This is a genomic window from Halioxenophilus sp. WMMB6 (assembly GCF_033283405.1).
GTDB lineage: Bacteria > Pseudomonadota > Gammaproteobacteria > Pseudomonadales > Cellvibrionaceae > Halioxenophilus.
Window position 1 is genome coordinate 1 of the sequence record NZ_JAWMQR010000006.1, and the last position, 13,585, is coordinate 13,585.

Annotated in this window: 12 protein-coding genes; 10 read left to right on the forward strand and 2 right to left on the reverse strand. The window is 51.1% G+C overall.

What is annotated here, in order from left to right:
- Window positions 1-235 precede the first annotated feature (235 nt).
- From SBL51_RS14640 to SBL51_RS14650, 3 genes are all read left to right on the forward strand, one after another.
- Entirely contained in the window at window positions 236-694 is a 459-nt protein-coding gene (locus SBL51_RS14640) for a DUF3291 domain-containing protein (protein WP_317931779.1), read from the forward strand.
- Window positions 695-859: 165 nt separating this feature from the next.
- Window positions 860-1,390: a transposase gene (locus SBL51_RS14645; protein WP_317931780.1), complete on the forward strand. Its 531-nt coding sequence runs from the start codon at window positions 860-862 to the stop codon at window positions 1,388-1,390.
- A gap of 203 nt (window positions 1,391-1,593) precedes the next feature.
- Window positions 1,594-1,974: a RidA family protein gene (locus SBL51_RS14650; RefSeq protein WP_317931782.1), complete on the forward strand. Its 381-nt coding sequence runs from the start codon at window positions 1,594-1,596 to the stop codon at window positions 1,972-1,974.
- 2 nt (window positions 1,975-1,976) lie between these two features.
- On the opposite strand, the gene SBL51_RS14655 is transcribed toward SBL51_RS14650, so the two are convergent.
- Together SBL51_RS14655 and SBL51_RS14660 are read right to left on the reverse strand one after the other, a co-directional pair.
- Window positions 1,977-2,960 carry an isopenicillin N synthase family dioxygenase gene (locus SBL51_RS14655; protein ID WP_317931783.1) on the reverse strand — a complete coding sequence of 328 codons (984 nt, stop codon included), beginning with the start codon at window positions 2,958-2,960 and terminating at the stop codon, window positions 1,977-1,979.
- A 31-nt stretch (window positions 2,961-2,991) separates the two neighbouring features.
- Entirely contained in the window at window positions 2,992-4,341 is a 1,350-nt protein-coding gene (locus tag SBL51_RS14660; protein WP_317931785.1) for an NCS2 family permease, read from the reverse strand.
- A 28-nt stretch (window positions 4,342-4,369) separates the two neighbouring features.
- Here SBL51_RS14660 and SBL51_RS14665 point away from each other — a divergent pair, with 28 nt between their 5' ends.
- The 7 genes from SBL51_RS14665 (at window position 4,370) to SBL51_RS14695 (ending at window position 13,401) form a co-directional block, all read left to right on the forward strand.
- Window positions 4,370-4,651, forward strand: a complete 282-nt coding sequence (locus tag SBL51_RS14665) for a hypothetical protein (RefSeq protein WP_317931786.1) — start codon at window positions 4,370-4,372, stop codon at window positions 4,649-4,651.
- The gene (gene add, locus SBL51_RS14670) at window positions 4,629-5,684 is read left to right on the forward strand and encodes an adenosine deaminase (protein WP_317931788.1); all 1,056 of its coding nucleotides are present in this window, start codon (window positions 4,629-4,631) and stop codon (window positions 5,682-5,684) included. The genes SBL51_RS14665 and add overlap by 23 nt, the downstream gene beginning before the upstream one ends.
- A gap of 1,155 nt (window positions 5,685-6,839) precedes the next feature.
- The gene (locus SBL51_RS14675) at window positions 6,840-7,043 is read left to right on the forward strand and encodes a cold-shock protein (RefSeq protein WP_317931790.1); all 204 of its coding nucleotides are present in this window, start codon (window positions 6,840-6,842) and stop codon (window positions 7,041-7,043) included.
- A gap of 918 nt (window positions 7,044-7,961) precedes the next feature.
- On the forward strand, window positions 7,962-8,363 hold the full coding sequence (locus tag SBL51_RS14680) for a hypothetical protein (RefSeq protein ID WP_317931791.1): 402 nt from the start codon (window positions 7,962-7,964) through the stop codon (window positions 8,361-8,363).
- 741 nt (window positions 8,364-9,104) lie between these two features.
- Window positions 9,105-10,175: a hypothetical protein gene (locus SBL51_RS14685; RefSeq protein WP_317931793.1), complete on the forward strand. Its 1,071-nt coding sequence runs from the start codon at window positions 9,105-9,107 to the stop codon at window positions 10,173-10,175.
- Window positions 10,176-10,747: 572 nt separating this feature from the next.
- Window positions 10,748-11,617, forward strand: a complete 870-nt coding sequence (locus SBL51_RS14690; protein WP_317931794.1) for a TIGR03620 family F420-dependent LLM class oxidoreductase — start codon at window positions 10,748-10,750, stop codon at window positions 11,615-11,617.
- Between the two features lie 260 nt (window positions 11,618-11,877).
- Window positions 11,878-13,401 (forward strand): alpha/beta fold hydrolase, encoded by a 1,524-nt coding sequence (locus SBL51_RS14695; protein WP_317931795.1) that lies wholly within the window; start codon window positions 11,878-11,880, stop codon window positions 13,399-13,401.
- The last annotated feature ends 184 nt before the right edge of the window (window positions 13,402-13,585 follow it).

The window sequence follows — 13,585 nt, forward strand, 5'->3', positions numbered from 1 at the left end:
CCCACGCTTGTTAACGATCTCTAGGATCTGTGCATCATCGGGCTGGGACTCCGATAACTAGTTGCCGCTAGTTATGGGGCTTCACTTTAAAGGAATGTTAATTAATGGGGAAATTTGACCATACAAGGTTGTCAAGTTCACTCCGGCCCTGCGGGCCTGCGCGGGACAGCCTACGCGTTGCTCCGGCTGCCCCTTACAACGGCGTTAAACGTAAGGAAATAGAGAGAGGGAGATCGTGAACAAATATCATATTGCTCAAATTAATATCGCAAAAGCGAAAGCAGAAATGGATAGCGATATTATGTTAGGGTTCGTGGAAAGGCTTGATGAGATTAATTCTCTAGCTGACGAATCTCCAGGTTTTGTTTGGCGCTTACAGTCAGAAGATGGTGACTCCACGGCTATCAGAGTATTTGATGATCCCCTTTTACTTATAAATATGAGTGTGTGGGAAGACATTGAGTCACTAAAGACCTATGTCTATCGAACTGCGCATGTAGATTTAATCCGAGATAGAGACGCGTGGTTCAATAAAACCCAGACCGCGCATCAAGCGCTGTGGTGGGTTTCGCCAGGTCACATTCCTTCACTTGAGGAGGGTAAGTCAAAACTAGATTTGCTCAATAAACAAGGGCCTTCAAGTGACGCTTTTACTTTTGCAAAACCATTTGCGCTCAACCAAACAAACGTTTAACAAACCGGTCAAGGCAGGGACAGTTTTTCCGCCCGGCCTTTTGTGGTTGATACCACAAAAGGCCAAGCTCCAAAACTGCCCCTTACCGGGGCGTTGAGACTGTAGAAAAACTCCAAAAACAAGTGGTTTTTAAGTAAAATCAGGCATCACCCAAGGGAGTAGAGCATGCCTAACTTCAAGAAGCCAAATTACAACCAAGACACTATGGTTGTTATCAATTTCGAAGAGCAGATTCGGCCAGGCACCTTCGAGTTTGTACTTCATCGGCTAATCGAAGATAAGCTGGATCTCTCCACCTTCTATCAAGCGTACAAGAACGACAGTGGCGGTCGATCAGCCTACGACCCCGCAATACTCCTGAAGATAATCCTCTTTGCCTACTACCACGGCATCCGATCTAGTCGCGATATTGAATGGGCCTGCCAAAACAACATTATGTTTAAGGCACTTTCCTGCGATACGGTTCCCCACTTCACCAGCATCGCCAACTTTATCAGTGGCCACCCGGATGCCATTGAAGACATATTTACTCAAATCTTGATGATCTGCGATCAGCAAGGCCTTGTTGGTCACGAGTTGATCGCTATCGATGACTGTAAAATCTCTTCCAATGCGGCTAAGGAACATTCGGGAACATTAGAAGAGCTCGAGCAAAAGCAGGACAAGATTCATCGTCATATTCACGTGTATATTTAATAATAGATTTGGGGTCTAGTGGATATCTAAAATTATATTGTTTTTAACTTGGTTGTTTATCCAATAAACATTCGCCCTGATGTATAATTCGGACTTTTAATGGTTGCTTAATTACAATTTTCTGTAGTTGGTGTTCCTTCTTTTTCTATTCTTAACGATCTTTTATAGCTCGAAAAATTTGACTTTAATCTACGAGGCTCAGGATGACTTTAATTCGTCGCAATTCCTCTTCGCTAACACCGCCGGTTGGCCCGTTTGTTCACTCTGTGCAGCACGGCAATACTTTATATGTTTCTGGTATCACTGCTTTTGGTTGTAGTGCACAGCAAGGGCCTATTGCGGATCAAACCAAGGCGGTATTTGCACAGATAAAACTGATTGCGGAAGAGTTTGGAGCCTCTATGAACACCTTGATTCGGTTAAGCGTATTCGTTACCGAGCTGGATGATCTCGATGGTGTACGCCGTGAAATGTTTGCCGCTTGTGGTGATGCACTGCCGGTGACTTCGCTTATGCAGATATCGGGTCTGTTTTCACCCGATTTGAAGGTTGAAATTGAATCGACCTTTGCGGTACCGGATTAATTCTAGCTCGCCGATGGCTCCTCCAATTTGGCTTCATCGGCGCGTAGCATCTTCTCAATAATGGCACCGCTAAATTCTGTTGGGTATTTAGCGGGCTCTCCGGCTATACGGCAGCTGGCCATACACTCCACTGGTGTTTGGTAGTCCAGGTTAACAAACGTAGGAATCGAAAATCGTGCCTGGTCGGTTCGATTAATAACCCGGTGCGGTGTTGATGAGTAGTAATCGTTGGTCCAACGCTTGAACAGGTTGCCTAAATTGACGATAAAGCTACCCTCAATATAGGGCGCTCCAACCCACTCGCCAGACTTGGTTTTTACCTCCAGCCCACCGACCGAATCTTGATTCAATATGGTAATCAGACCGTGGTCTACATGTGGCGCTACTCCAAACTCGGAATCCGACGAGGTGTGGGGTTGAGGAGGGTAGTGAAACAAACGAGTATGCATCATCGGCTTGTTAAAATAGCGGATAAAATAGTCTTCATCCGCTTTTAGGCTTAGTGCAAACAGACGCATTAAAATGCGCGACGTCTCCATTACGCCATCCAGATAGATTTCGATCGTCTCTCTTAGCCAGGGTTGTTTTTCCGGCCAACGATTGGGCCCGTGCATAAACTTTCCGGCCAATACGTCGGGATCATTGGCCGGTAGCTCGAAGCCAAAGTCAAAACTCTCTTTAAGATCCGGACTGTTCTCGCCCACTTTGGTTGAAAACATCGGCATATAGCCGCGCCGGCTGCGCACGTCCATCAGGCACTCCATTTTGTCTGCCAGTGGCAGCGAGAAGTAACGTTTAGCCGTAGCAAAGGCGGCATCAATAGTGGTTTGCGTTACCGGATGACCCTTGACGTAAAAGAAGCCTAGGTTCATGGCCGCATGATGTAGCTCTAGCGCCAAGCTTTGCCGGCCTTCTGCGGTATTGGCGCGGCTCAAATCAAGAATGGGGATCTCTTCTATAGACGCTGTTCGGGGTGCTTCCAACATAGGTCAGGCTCCAGGCGTATTCGTACTTCGACTAAAATTGCATCGATAAAATTAGGTAAACAAACAACAGTGCATCGATAGCCAGAATGGTTTTTGACAACTTTGGCCACTGTTTACGTACAATGCAGATGCCGGTGTAAACAAAGCAGCCCGAAGCCAGGCTCATTACCAAGTCAGACGAGGCGGCCGTGATGCCAACCATCAGCAGTGGTGGAATACTTTGCTCCGGGATTTTGAGATCGATATCGACCAGCGATCGCAACATCAGTAAGCCAACAATAATTAATGCCGGCGCGATAGCCTGTGCTGGCACAATGGTTAGAATTGGCCAAAAAAAGAGTGAGGCGATAAAGAGCAGCGCCACCACCAGGGCAGTTAGGCCGGTACGCCCACCCATGGAGATGCCGGCGGCTGACTCGACAAATACACCAATGGTTGAGGTGCCCAGCAGCGCTCCGATGGTGGAGGCGAGCCCGTCGGTGGTGTAGGCCTGGAAGCTATTGCGTAGGTTGCCGTTTTTATCCAGCAGCCCGGCATCTCTGGTGAGTGCCATCAGTGTGCCGGTTACCCCAAAGAAGTCAGCTATAAACAGATACAGCATAACGGGTAAGGCGGTGGCGGCTTGGCTAAGTAGGGTGGGGAGATCCAGTGAAAAGGCAATATCGGTTGGCGGCACAGGCCACGCAAAGAGCGCGTCGGGAAACTGTGTGAGAGGCACTCCACTGGCATCGGTAACAAAGCGGCCTAACACAGTGATAAGTACGATACTCAACAGCAAAGCGAAGGGCACCTGGGCGGCAACACAAATAATCGTAATTAACACGCTGGCATAGGCAAAAAATGTTGCCCCTTGCCCTAAAGAGGCAAAGCTCGCGCCGTGAGCGGAGTGTGCGATTAAGCCACTATTGGTAAAGCCCAGCCAGGCAATAAACAACCCCAGTGCGGCCTGTATGCCGATTTTAATCGCTTCGGGGAAGCCCCGAATAATACGTTCGCGCACGCCGGACACCGCGATGACAACAAACAACAGCGCGTTACAGAACACCATGGCCAGCGCAACCGATGGCGAAAATCCCATTCGGATAACAATGACCTGCGCAAACAGAACGTTGTAACCCATGCCGGGTGCCAGTGCGATCGGCAGGTTGGCCCACAGCGCCATGATCAAGGTCCCTATGGCGCTGGCCAGCGCAGTGACAATCACCAGTTGCGCCTGATCCAAGCCGGCGGCAGACAAAACCGCCGGATTGACCGCCAGTATGTAGCTCATCGCGCCGAAGGTGGTTAACCCGGCTAAGCATTCGCGTGCGAGGGTTGTCTCACGTTCCACCAGTTGGAAGTGTTTGGTGAGTTGTTTGGATAGGCTTGATACTGCGTTCATCAAATAAACCTGACTGGTAGGTCAGGCTTTGTATGCGTTTTTCGTGCCAGCTGTGGTGGCCGTTCTTCCCGCTGGCTGGCCAGATGAGTACAGTTTAGTGCTTTACTTTGATGCGATTCCGCTGGCAATACCCCTAGCTGCTAGAAATCTTGATGCCTTGGTCAAATTAATTGTGGTTGTCGATCAAACTTTTTGTGCGCTTTTAAGTACCAACGGTTTATCTTTAGTTTTTACACCTTACCTAATATTGTGCACTCGCACGCAAATGAAACAGTTTCTTGGCAATTATGAGCGGCTCCTTTCAATTTAAACACTTCCCGGCTGAGCTACTACCTCAGTTTATACAGGGGTTACCCAAGGTCGATCTGCACTGCCATCTGATTGGGGCGATACCAGAACAACTCATTGCCCAGTTGGCTGAAAAGCATAGTGTTCCTCTGCCCTGTTCCATAGAAGCGCTGTTCGAATTCTCTGAATTTGATCGCTTTATACAGGCATTGCGCTTGGCCGCCACTGTTCTGCGGGCCGAAGAGGATTTTGCTGAGGTGGGTTACCAGGTACTTAAGCAGGCTCACCAGAAGGCTGGGGTTGTTCACCTGGAGCTAATGTTCAATCCGCAATACCACCTAGAGGCGGGTGTTAGTTATCGCGAGATGGTCGACGGGCTTATCTCCGGGCTTGAACGAGCCGCTGCCGAGTTGGGTGTCAGCTACCGGTTGATTGCCGCATTGGATCGTATTATCGCCCGTGATCAGGCGGAGGGGATTCTCTCGGAAATTATCGCCAACCCACGCCAACAGGTTGCCGGGATTGGGCTAGACGGGCCAGAAGGTAAAGGCCCACCACAGTTGTTCGCCTGGTTTTATCAACAGGCCAAAGCAGCCGGTTTAAGGTGTACCGCTCATGTATGCGAGGACAATCAATCCTTAATAGACGCGCCAGCCAAAAATTACGAGGTGTGTAAAGAGTTGTTGGCGTGTGATCGCTTCGACCACGGTTACAACCTATTGCACGATTCGGTATTGCTGAACCAAGCCGTTCTGAACCAGGATGTCTTTAATGTTTGTTCGGTCACCAGTGTTGTTAAAAATCGAGCCCGGCGGTTGGCGGCAATTAAAGCCATGTACGAGCAGGGTTTAAAATTAACCATTAACACAGACGACCCTGCCATGTTTAAAACGGACATGTGCCATAGCTTGGCGATCCTGTGTGATGAGTTGGCTTGGGGGCCGACAGAAGTGGTGGCGCTCACGCGTAATGCCATCGATGCCAGTTGGGCCAGCAGTGAACGAAAAAGCGCCTTGCATGATCTGCTTGGGCAATATTTGAAGCGCTATACCTAAGCTGCATTTCTGAGGCTCTGATCTGGCTTTAACCGGGGTGGTTGGATTGTTAGCTGAATAGCCTTGTTTCACTATTTTGAGTGGCTTTGGTGGGCTGGAATAAATTGACTTTAACGGGAAGGCTCCTATTCCGATTAGAGTGGCCTCTTATTTCTGCATGAGTACTGGTTTAACGGTTTAGCGATTGTTCGCCATTTTTTTTTACGGTGTGTGGGTATGTCGTAAATCAGCGCATAGAAAGCGTCTCTCACTCTGCTGCCGAGTTTTTGCTAAAGCAAGGATGGTAACCCTTTTCAAGTGCCTATCCGCCGTTGTCAGCGGCCATAACGCCACCGTTAACCATTCACTAAGGATTCCTTGTTAATACGAGGTTTTAAAGGGATATTTACTGATCGCGCAGTTAAATTCCTCCCCCCAAGCTGAGCTGTGTTAGCCGTAGAGATCGCCTGCTGGTGAGCCCTTCCAAAGTCGCGGTGTTCTGGGTGATTAGGTCATTGTTGGTTTGATTGGCCGTTTAACCAGACTATCCAGGTGACGTGCATATTCAGCTTAGAGCTATGTGACTCTTTTTTATATGCCATTTGATCGTATGTAGGGTGCGCGATTGTTGCAGTAGGTTCTTTTTTAGGGATCTATTTTCCTCTACCAAACAGAGTTGATGGCGAGCGAAATTTAAGGCAAGCGGCCTGTTTTGTCACCAAATTGGAGTCAATTATTGACGGGTTGGTCAGATTTGCAGGGTTGGTTGGCCATCTTGCTCCCAAAGTCACACCTTCGCTCCTGTTATAAGCCAGCATTTGAGGGCGATAGTGGCTGCCAGCTGCCCAAAATTACCCCATTTTTTATACCTTGGTAGGGGAGGCGGGCAGTCAGTTGATTTAGAAAATGTTTATCAATTGTACTGGGCAATTGAATTCAGCATAATAAGCCGTCTTTTCCTGATGTCTGGCGCCAGGGCTTGAGTGTTGTTTCGGCGGCCTTCTGTTCTGTGTCAATGGTTTACAGGTGGGTCACTCCTGTTACATCGGGTCGTCTCCTCTCGAGGATCGATTGCAGGTAACTGTGAGGAAAAGGGGTATCTTCTACCGCCGCCTTAGTGATGGTGATAACAAGGCTGGTTATTTTTTAGTTCACCATAAAATGAAGATTGAGAATATGAGTACAGGTACGGTTAAGTGGTTTAACGCAGACAAAGGTTTCGGTTTCATCACTCCAGACGATGGCAGTAAAGATTTGTTTGTTCATCATTCAGAAATTCAAATGAGTGGTTATAAAACACTTAATGAAGGTCAAAAAGTTGAGTTTGAAGTTGGGCAAGGGCAAAAGGGGCCATGTGCCACCACTGTTAAGCCTCTCTAACTCACCGGGTTGAGATAGATTGAAAGCCGCTGCGGATTGACGTAGCGGCTTTATTATTGGCTCACCGCTTCGCAGCTACTGCATTGTGGGAAGAGTTGGCGCTATTTGAGTAATACTTTGCGCCCTACGGCTTTCATTGCCGCTAGTCACTAGGACAGAGTCGCCAGTCTCTATGTCGCAAGTGATGGGCAATGAGGGGTTCGCCGTGACGGGGGTTATTGCTATCTCTCTGTTGTCATCAGGTGTGCTTTCTATTTGATAGCCAAAGCCTGGCGTTTGATGTTTAGCTGGGCTGAATATTGATATAACAATAGTAGAATTAAGCCCTCTTTGGTTTCTCCGCTTCCGCTTCCTTTTCCTCCCTTCATCACATTAAGTCGCTTAATCTTGCTTGCCGTGGCTCTGTTTACCGAATTCAGCGTATTATCAGCCGCCGGAACAACCGGACTTATCGACCTGCTCTAGAGCTGTTGTTAGGTGTCTCAGCAGATATTCCTGCTGGTGAAACTCTACGGAGCTTACCCAATTTACGGGTGGGGTAATGGTTCGGCGGGATTTAACGGCGTGAATTACCGGAGTAGACTCCCCGTCGGGGCCGCATCCGGGGCTCATTAAAGAGTATGGTGAGAGGGCGATGGTCCTGAATTGTCGCAACGCCTACTTGGTTCAAGGCCGTGGTCAGGCTGTCGACTGTGGTCGCTCAGCGTCAAAATTCAACGCTACTAACGGTACGGCGATAATTTTTAAATCGTAAGTTCATGGAAAATAAAACTAGGGAAGGGATTTAATGGCGTTGATGGTTGCTGCTGTTTTTCAGAAACACTCATCTTACTCAAACGCATTCCGTGCAACTTCCCGTCGTGGCCGGTGGTGCCGGATCAGTTTTGCCCTAGCGCTAAGGATAATCAGATTGTGGTAATGGAACCGGTAACAGGTGTAAGTCTGTGGGAGCTAATTCGCCACCTTAAGCAGTGGCTGATTAACTTAACGCGGGCCAATAGCGCCCGCAAGCAGCAATCCATTACTGCCTTGCGCTCGGTTATTATTGCTGCTCGCAGCACCGCCGCCTATGTGCGAGCACTTAACGACACCGGCAGGCAATCTCACTCGACGGAGGCAACGCTCTCTGAACAGTGGACGCGACTCGGCTTTGAATTGAGTGACCTGGGGCTGGAAAAGTTGGCCAAGCGGTGTGAAATAAAAGGCCGCTATTGGGCAGATCCTGCACAGTTTGACGATGATTTTTTAGCAAAAGCGGATGTTAGCTTGCAGCGAATGGAGCAGCTGGCCCGGCAGTTGGTGGCGGAGATAGAACGCTGAGTGGCGCTGCCCGGTGCATCGCTGATTCGGGGAGTATCTACACTTGGCCGGGCAGAGTATTCAGACAACTTATCGGATTGGCAATAATGAATTTTGGTGGGTTACTCGGCCGGGCCGTCTGGCTGCGGCGGCAAAAACCAACGCAAACCTGTGAGCGTTGTGGATTGCACTATGTGCCAGAAGAGCACGAGCAATGTCCTCATTGCGGCTCGTTATCGGAAACCGGTTTGCAGCAGCTCAAAGCTCAGATTGCTCGGGAGCAGTTGGGTAGTCGCCGTGTGGGTGTGTGGTTTGCCGGTGCGGCATTGGTTATTTTGTTTGTGTTATTGCTAATCTCTAGCCGATAGTGGCGTGCCCATCGTTCGGGTGGTTGACAGAATTCTTTCAGCTTTTTTATTCGATCGTTGCTGTGTTCGCCTGCCAAGTGGCTTGGTGGCTGTAGTTTGTAACGATGGTAAATCAATTCCCATGTACAATTTTTTATCGGCAAATTATGGCGTTGACCGAACAACTTCCTGGTAATGGATCCTCACCAGAATGTGGTAATACGCTTTGCAAGTCATGGTGGTTGTTGGCGTGGTATACGCACCGGGCGAGCGTCGAGCGCTGCCAATAGGAGGATTTGTTTATATATCTGGACAAAGCAGCGCTCTTCGCCAACGGGTGTTGGCAATACTACTAAAATCGATAACAATGCTGCGCACTATTGGCCATTCAAATAATAAAAAGGGGCAATTTCTGATGCAACGCAGTAGTTCTTCCAACAGTAAACGCTATCGGGTTGTGCAGTGGGCAACGGGCAACGTCGGCTCGCGCGCTCTGCGCCGTGCTATTGAGCATCCGCAGTTGGAACTGGTGGGCGTATGGGTACATGGCGCCGATAAGGTGGGGCGTGATGCGGGTGAGTTAGCCGGAGTTGCGCCGGTTGGTATTAAGGCCACCAACAGCATCGAGGCGGTGATCGCTCTCCGACCTGACTGTGTGCTTTATATGCCGCATGTATTTAAAGCTGATGATGTCTGCCAATTGCTTGAGGCGGGTATCAATGTGGTGAGTACCCGCATGGAGCTGCAAAATCCCAAGGCGCTGGATGAGGCGCTCTATCATCGCCTTCAGGCCGCCTGCAACCAGGGTAACAGCTCCGTGCATGCGACCGGCTCAAGCCCGGGTTTTATCAGCGAAGCGGTGCCGATTGTGCTGGCCTCCATTCAACGACGGCTGGATCTGCTTACTATTAACGAATTTGCCGACTGCTCTTCCCGTAATTCACCTGAGATGCTGTTTGGCATGATGGGCTTTGGCAAACAACCCGGGCCTGCCAGCCAGGGGCAGCTGGAGCACATAAAATACAGTTTTGGCCCTTCGCTGCAGCTGGTGGCCACGGCTATGGGGTTGCCTATCGACGAGTTTGTGGTGGAGGCCGCTGTTGGCCTGGCCCGCAATGATGTTCATATCGCCGCCGGCGTGGTTGAAAAGGGGACAGTGGCGGCCACTAAAACCATCCTTACCGGTATGCACCAGGGTAAACCCTTGATGAAATTCACCACCACCTGGTTTATCTCCACCGATGTTGAAACCAGTGATGGTGAAACCTGGAAATTTGTGCAGCCCTCTGGCTGGCATGTGGTAATGCAGGGCGATTGTCCGCTGGATGTCGTGATCACCTTTCCGGTGGCGCCGGAAGATTACGCCGAGATGACGCCCGGTTTAACCGCGCATCGCCCAGTGAATGCTGTCCCCTATGTGTGCGAAGCGCCGGCTGGCGTCTGTACCACGGTAGATCTGCCACAAATTATTCCGCAGCTGGCGTAATGACCCAGCAGAGCTTGCTCTCAGTTAATCTTCTCTAGCCGCTGGTGGCCGAGTGCCCTGTTGGGGGCTCGGCCTGCCGATGGTATCTCCCAGTACAATCCGACGATGCTCTTACTGGCACAGTTTGCCAAGGGCTTCAAAAGCGGTGCTGTAGCTGCCGGCCAAAACCCGCACTCTTTTTAAAGCCGGCCCTACCCTTTGCCGGCGGGCGTTGTATGGGTGGCTGCGCCGGGGCAAGGTAAAGCCGGGGCAAGGTAAAATAGTTAGCGTAAATCGGTGTCGCAATAGCCGAGCACTAAACTCAATTATGGTGAGCTTTGGCTTGTTAACGCTGTAAATAATTGCCGGGTTCCTGGGCGGAATGGTTTTGGAATTTACCTTCAAAAACAGGTCTTTTTTTAATTGGCATATCAAGTTTTCGGTAGCTATTTTTAACCACCGGTTAACACGCGTGGATAAAAATGGTGCCTATATTTTTGCGTGCAGCGGTCCCAGCTTTTCGTGCTGCACAGCCCAATATTATTCGTTATAGTGCCTGCCACACGGATGTATGTGGCCATGGGAGATTTGTAATGAGTACACCGAGTCTTGGTCGTCTTGGGCTTTGGTCGCCAGAGCTGCGCTTGAGTAACAGGGCGGAAGCAGCCAGTGTTGCCGCTGAAATTGAGTCCTTGGGTTTTGGCACGCTGTGGATTCCCGGTCGGATTGATAATCAGGTGTTGGACGATGTCGCGCACCTGTTAGCCGCCACAGAGTCCATCTGTGTCGCCACTGGAATTCTTAATTTATGGTTGCACGAACCGACTGACGTGGCTAAGTGGTTCCTGGCACTACCGAAACGCGACCAACGCCGTGTGATGTTGGGTGTTGGCGTCAGCCACAGGCCGTTAATTGGTGAGGTTTGGCAAAAGCCGGTGGTCGCCACTCGGGAGTTTTGTGACGCTCTGCTGGATGCGGGACTGCCCTCTGACAACCTTTGTCTGGGGGCATTGGGGCCGCAAATGATCACCCTGGCGCGGGATCTGACGGCCGGCGCACACCCGTTTTTAACCACCCCGGCCCATACACAAAAAGCCCGGGACATTCTCGGTGTAGGCAAATTGCTGGCGCCGGTGCAGGGGTTTATTCGGGAGCAGACCGCGGAGCGGGCCTACGCCATCGCACGGGCCGCGTTGGTGAAATATTTAAAGCTGCCCAATTACTGCAACCACTGGCTGCGCTGGGGCTTCACCCAGGCCGATCTCGATACCGCCAGCGACCGCCTGGTGGATGAGCTGTTTGCCTGGGGCAGTGCGGCGATTATCGCCAATCGGGTTCAGGCACACTGGCTGGCGGGGGCGGATCATGTGGCGGTGCAGTTGGTGCGAGGAGCAGCACCTGGCGATCTGCCCAGCGTGGTGGCGGCCTGTCGCGAGTTGGCTGGTGTTTTGTTGCCGGCTTGATTGGCTGCCACCCTTGCAGGTCTCGTCGCCAAGCCTCGTGGCGGGGCATGGCCGCCATTTTCACCACCCGGCATGGGTACCAAAGCGGTGAGATTCGTCTCTGTTTGAAGGGCACCCGGGAGATAACTTCTATGATCGGTGATGGGATCGGACTACCGGTTTGCCAGTCCACTCAGGTTGAAATGCCCTAAATGAGGCGCTAGGGTAAGGGGTTCGAAAAGGCTTTGATAATAATTACAGTGTGCTTTGAGGAGTAGTGCATGAGTGAGGCGAGTGGAACGCCGCTATCCAAGTTGATTGTCCTCATCGCGGGTCTGAGCAGTGTTGTGCTTATCTCGCTGGTACTGTTCGAGGATCTGTCACCAGCCACTCCCGGCCTGAAAAAAGTCTCCTGTTGGTTCGAACAAGAGCGCGACTGGCCACCCAGCAGTTGCTACTTTATGACGGTCTATGAAGTGCCGGGCGACCCTCACAGCCAGCTGATCCGCTTTCCCGTTATTCGCTTCCATGCCAAAGGGGGTGATAAAAACCCGGTGCTCGATTTGGGCGGTGGTGGCCCTGGTTTCCCAGCCGGGCTGGATAGCGACTCGTTCAACCGCTATCACTGGTACAGTTACAAACAGCTGTCGCTCGATATTGGCCGTGATCTCTACCTGATGGACCCGCGCGGCGTGGGCATGGCCGAGCCGCGACTCTACTGCCAGGAGTTTATCGACCTCGCCCCCAAGTTATTGTCCGAGCCCTATACCCGAACGCAAGAGATGAGCGCGACCCTCGCCTCGGAACAGCTCTGCCGGGACCGCTGGCGGGCGGCAGGCCACCAGGTGGGTGCCTACCATAGCCTGTCGGTGGCGCAGGATGTGGAGCAGTTACGCCAGGCGCTGGGGGTGGCTCAGTGGAATTTTGTTTCGGTCTCCTACGCTACCCGCTATGCCTTAACCTACGCCCGGGAGTTTCCCGGCAATGTGGAAGCCATGGTGTTGGATGGCGCGGTGTTTCCCAATATCCGCTACGAGGAGAAGCGGGCATTGAGCGATAGTTCGGCCTTTCACAACGCCTTCGCCTGGTGTGCGGAAGATAGCCACTGTGCTAGACAGTATCCTTTTATTGAGCAGCGTTTTTGGCGCATGGTGAACCAATTGAACGCCGCGCCGCAGCGCATGACTGTCGCCAATCCGGTTGATGGCAAACCGCTCGAGTTTGCCCTCACCGGCGACCGATTCTATGACGCCGTTTTTTTTCAACTGTATATTGAGGAGTACCTCACTAAGTTGCCGGCTATCATTGCCGATCTGGAGCAGGGCTCTACCAACAAGGTGAGCGAAACCGTGACCGATTATGTCAGCTACCTACTCGACTCCTCGGTGGCCGATGTCACTATCGCCAGCCACTACTGCTATGAGGAGTACCCCTTTGTCGATGCCGACAAGCGCGCGGCGGATGGCGCCCACGCCAATCACTACCTGCAGCAGCGCGATGAAGAAAATATTGAGTTTGATAAAAACTGGTGTGCGCTCTGGCTGCCGGGAGAGGCTGCACCGGCAAAAGAGGGCATGGCGGTGGTGACCGATGTGCCGACGCTGTTTATTCACGGTCGGCTGGACCCAGTACTGCCGGTGGAGGATATTGCACCTCAGCTTGTCAATTTTACCCGCGGCGCGTTGGAGATTTTTGATGACTACGCTCACAGTGTGATCGCAGCCAGTGCTTGTGCGGAAACGGCCGCCGGCCTTTTCTACGAACATCACCTGCAGTATCGCCAATTTCTGCGCTGCAATCATTAGCGCTATTGTCGGTGCAATAACGGCTGTGGAGCAGCTGATGGGCAGTAATATAACGGCTTTAATTTGTTAAGTTATAAATTAAAAGACAATCAATGAAATATCGGTTAATGGCGGTGGCGAATGCCCCGTTTTAATCGATTTGGGTTGGGATTAGGGGATTATCGCTCCTGAGTTTCTCCCAGTA

Coding starts and splice junctions, on each gene's coding strand:
- SBL51_RS14645 (WP_317931780.1), top strand. CDS start 860: ATGCCTAACTTCAAGAAGCCAAATTACAACCAAGACACTATGGTTGTT.
- SBL51_RS14650 (WP_317931782.1), top strand. CDS start 1,594: ATGACTTTAATTCGTCGCAATTCCTCTTCGCTAACACCGCCGGTTGGC.
- SBL51_RS14655 (WP_317931783.1), bottom strand. CDS start 2,960: ATGTTGGAAGCACCCCGAACAGCGTCTATAGAAGAGATCCCCATTCTT.
- SBL51_RS14660 (WP_317931785.1), bottom strand. CDS start 4,341: ATGAACGCAGTATCAAGCCTATCCAAACAACTCACCAAACACTTCCAA.
- add (WP_317931788.1), top strand. CDS start 4,629: ATGAGCGGCTCCTTTCAATTTAAACACTTCCCGGCTGAGCTACTACCT.
- SBL51_RS14675 (WP_317931790.1), top strand. CDS start 6,840: ATGAGTACAGGTACGGTTAAGTGGTTTAACGCAGACAAAGGTTTCGGT.
- SBL51_RS14680 (WP_317931791.1), top strand. CDS start 7,962: ATGGAACCGGTAACAGGTGTAAGTCTGTGGGAGCTAATTCGCCACCTT.
- SBL51_RS14685 (WP_317931793.1), top strand. CDS start 9,105: ATGCAACGCAGTAGTTCTTCCAACAGTAAACGCTATCGGGTTGTGCAG.
- SBL51_RS14690 (WP_317931794.1), top strand. CDS start 10,748: ATGAGTACACCGAGTCTTGGTCGTCTTGGGCTTTGGTCGCCAGAGCTG.
- SBL51_RS14695 (WP_317931795.1), top strand. CDS start 11,878: ATGAGTGAGGCGAGTGGAACGCCGCTATCCAAGTTGATTGTCCTCATC.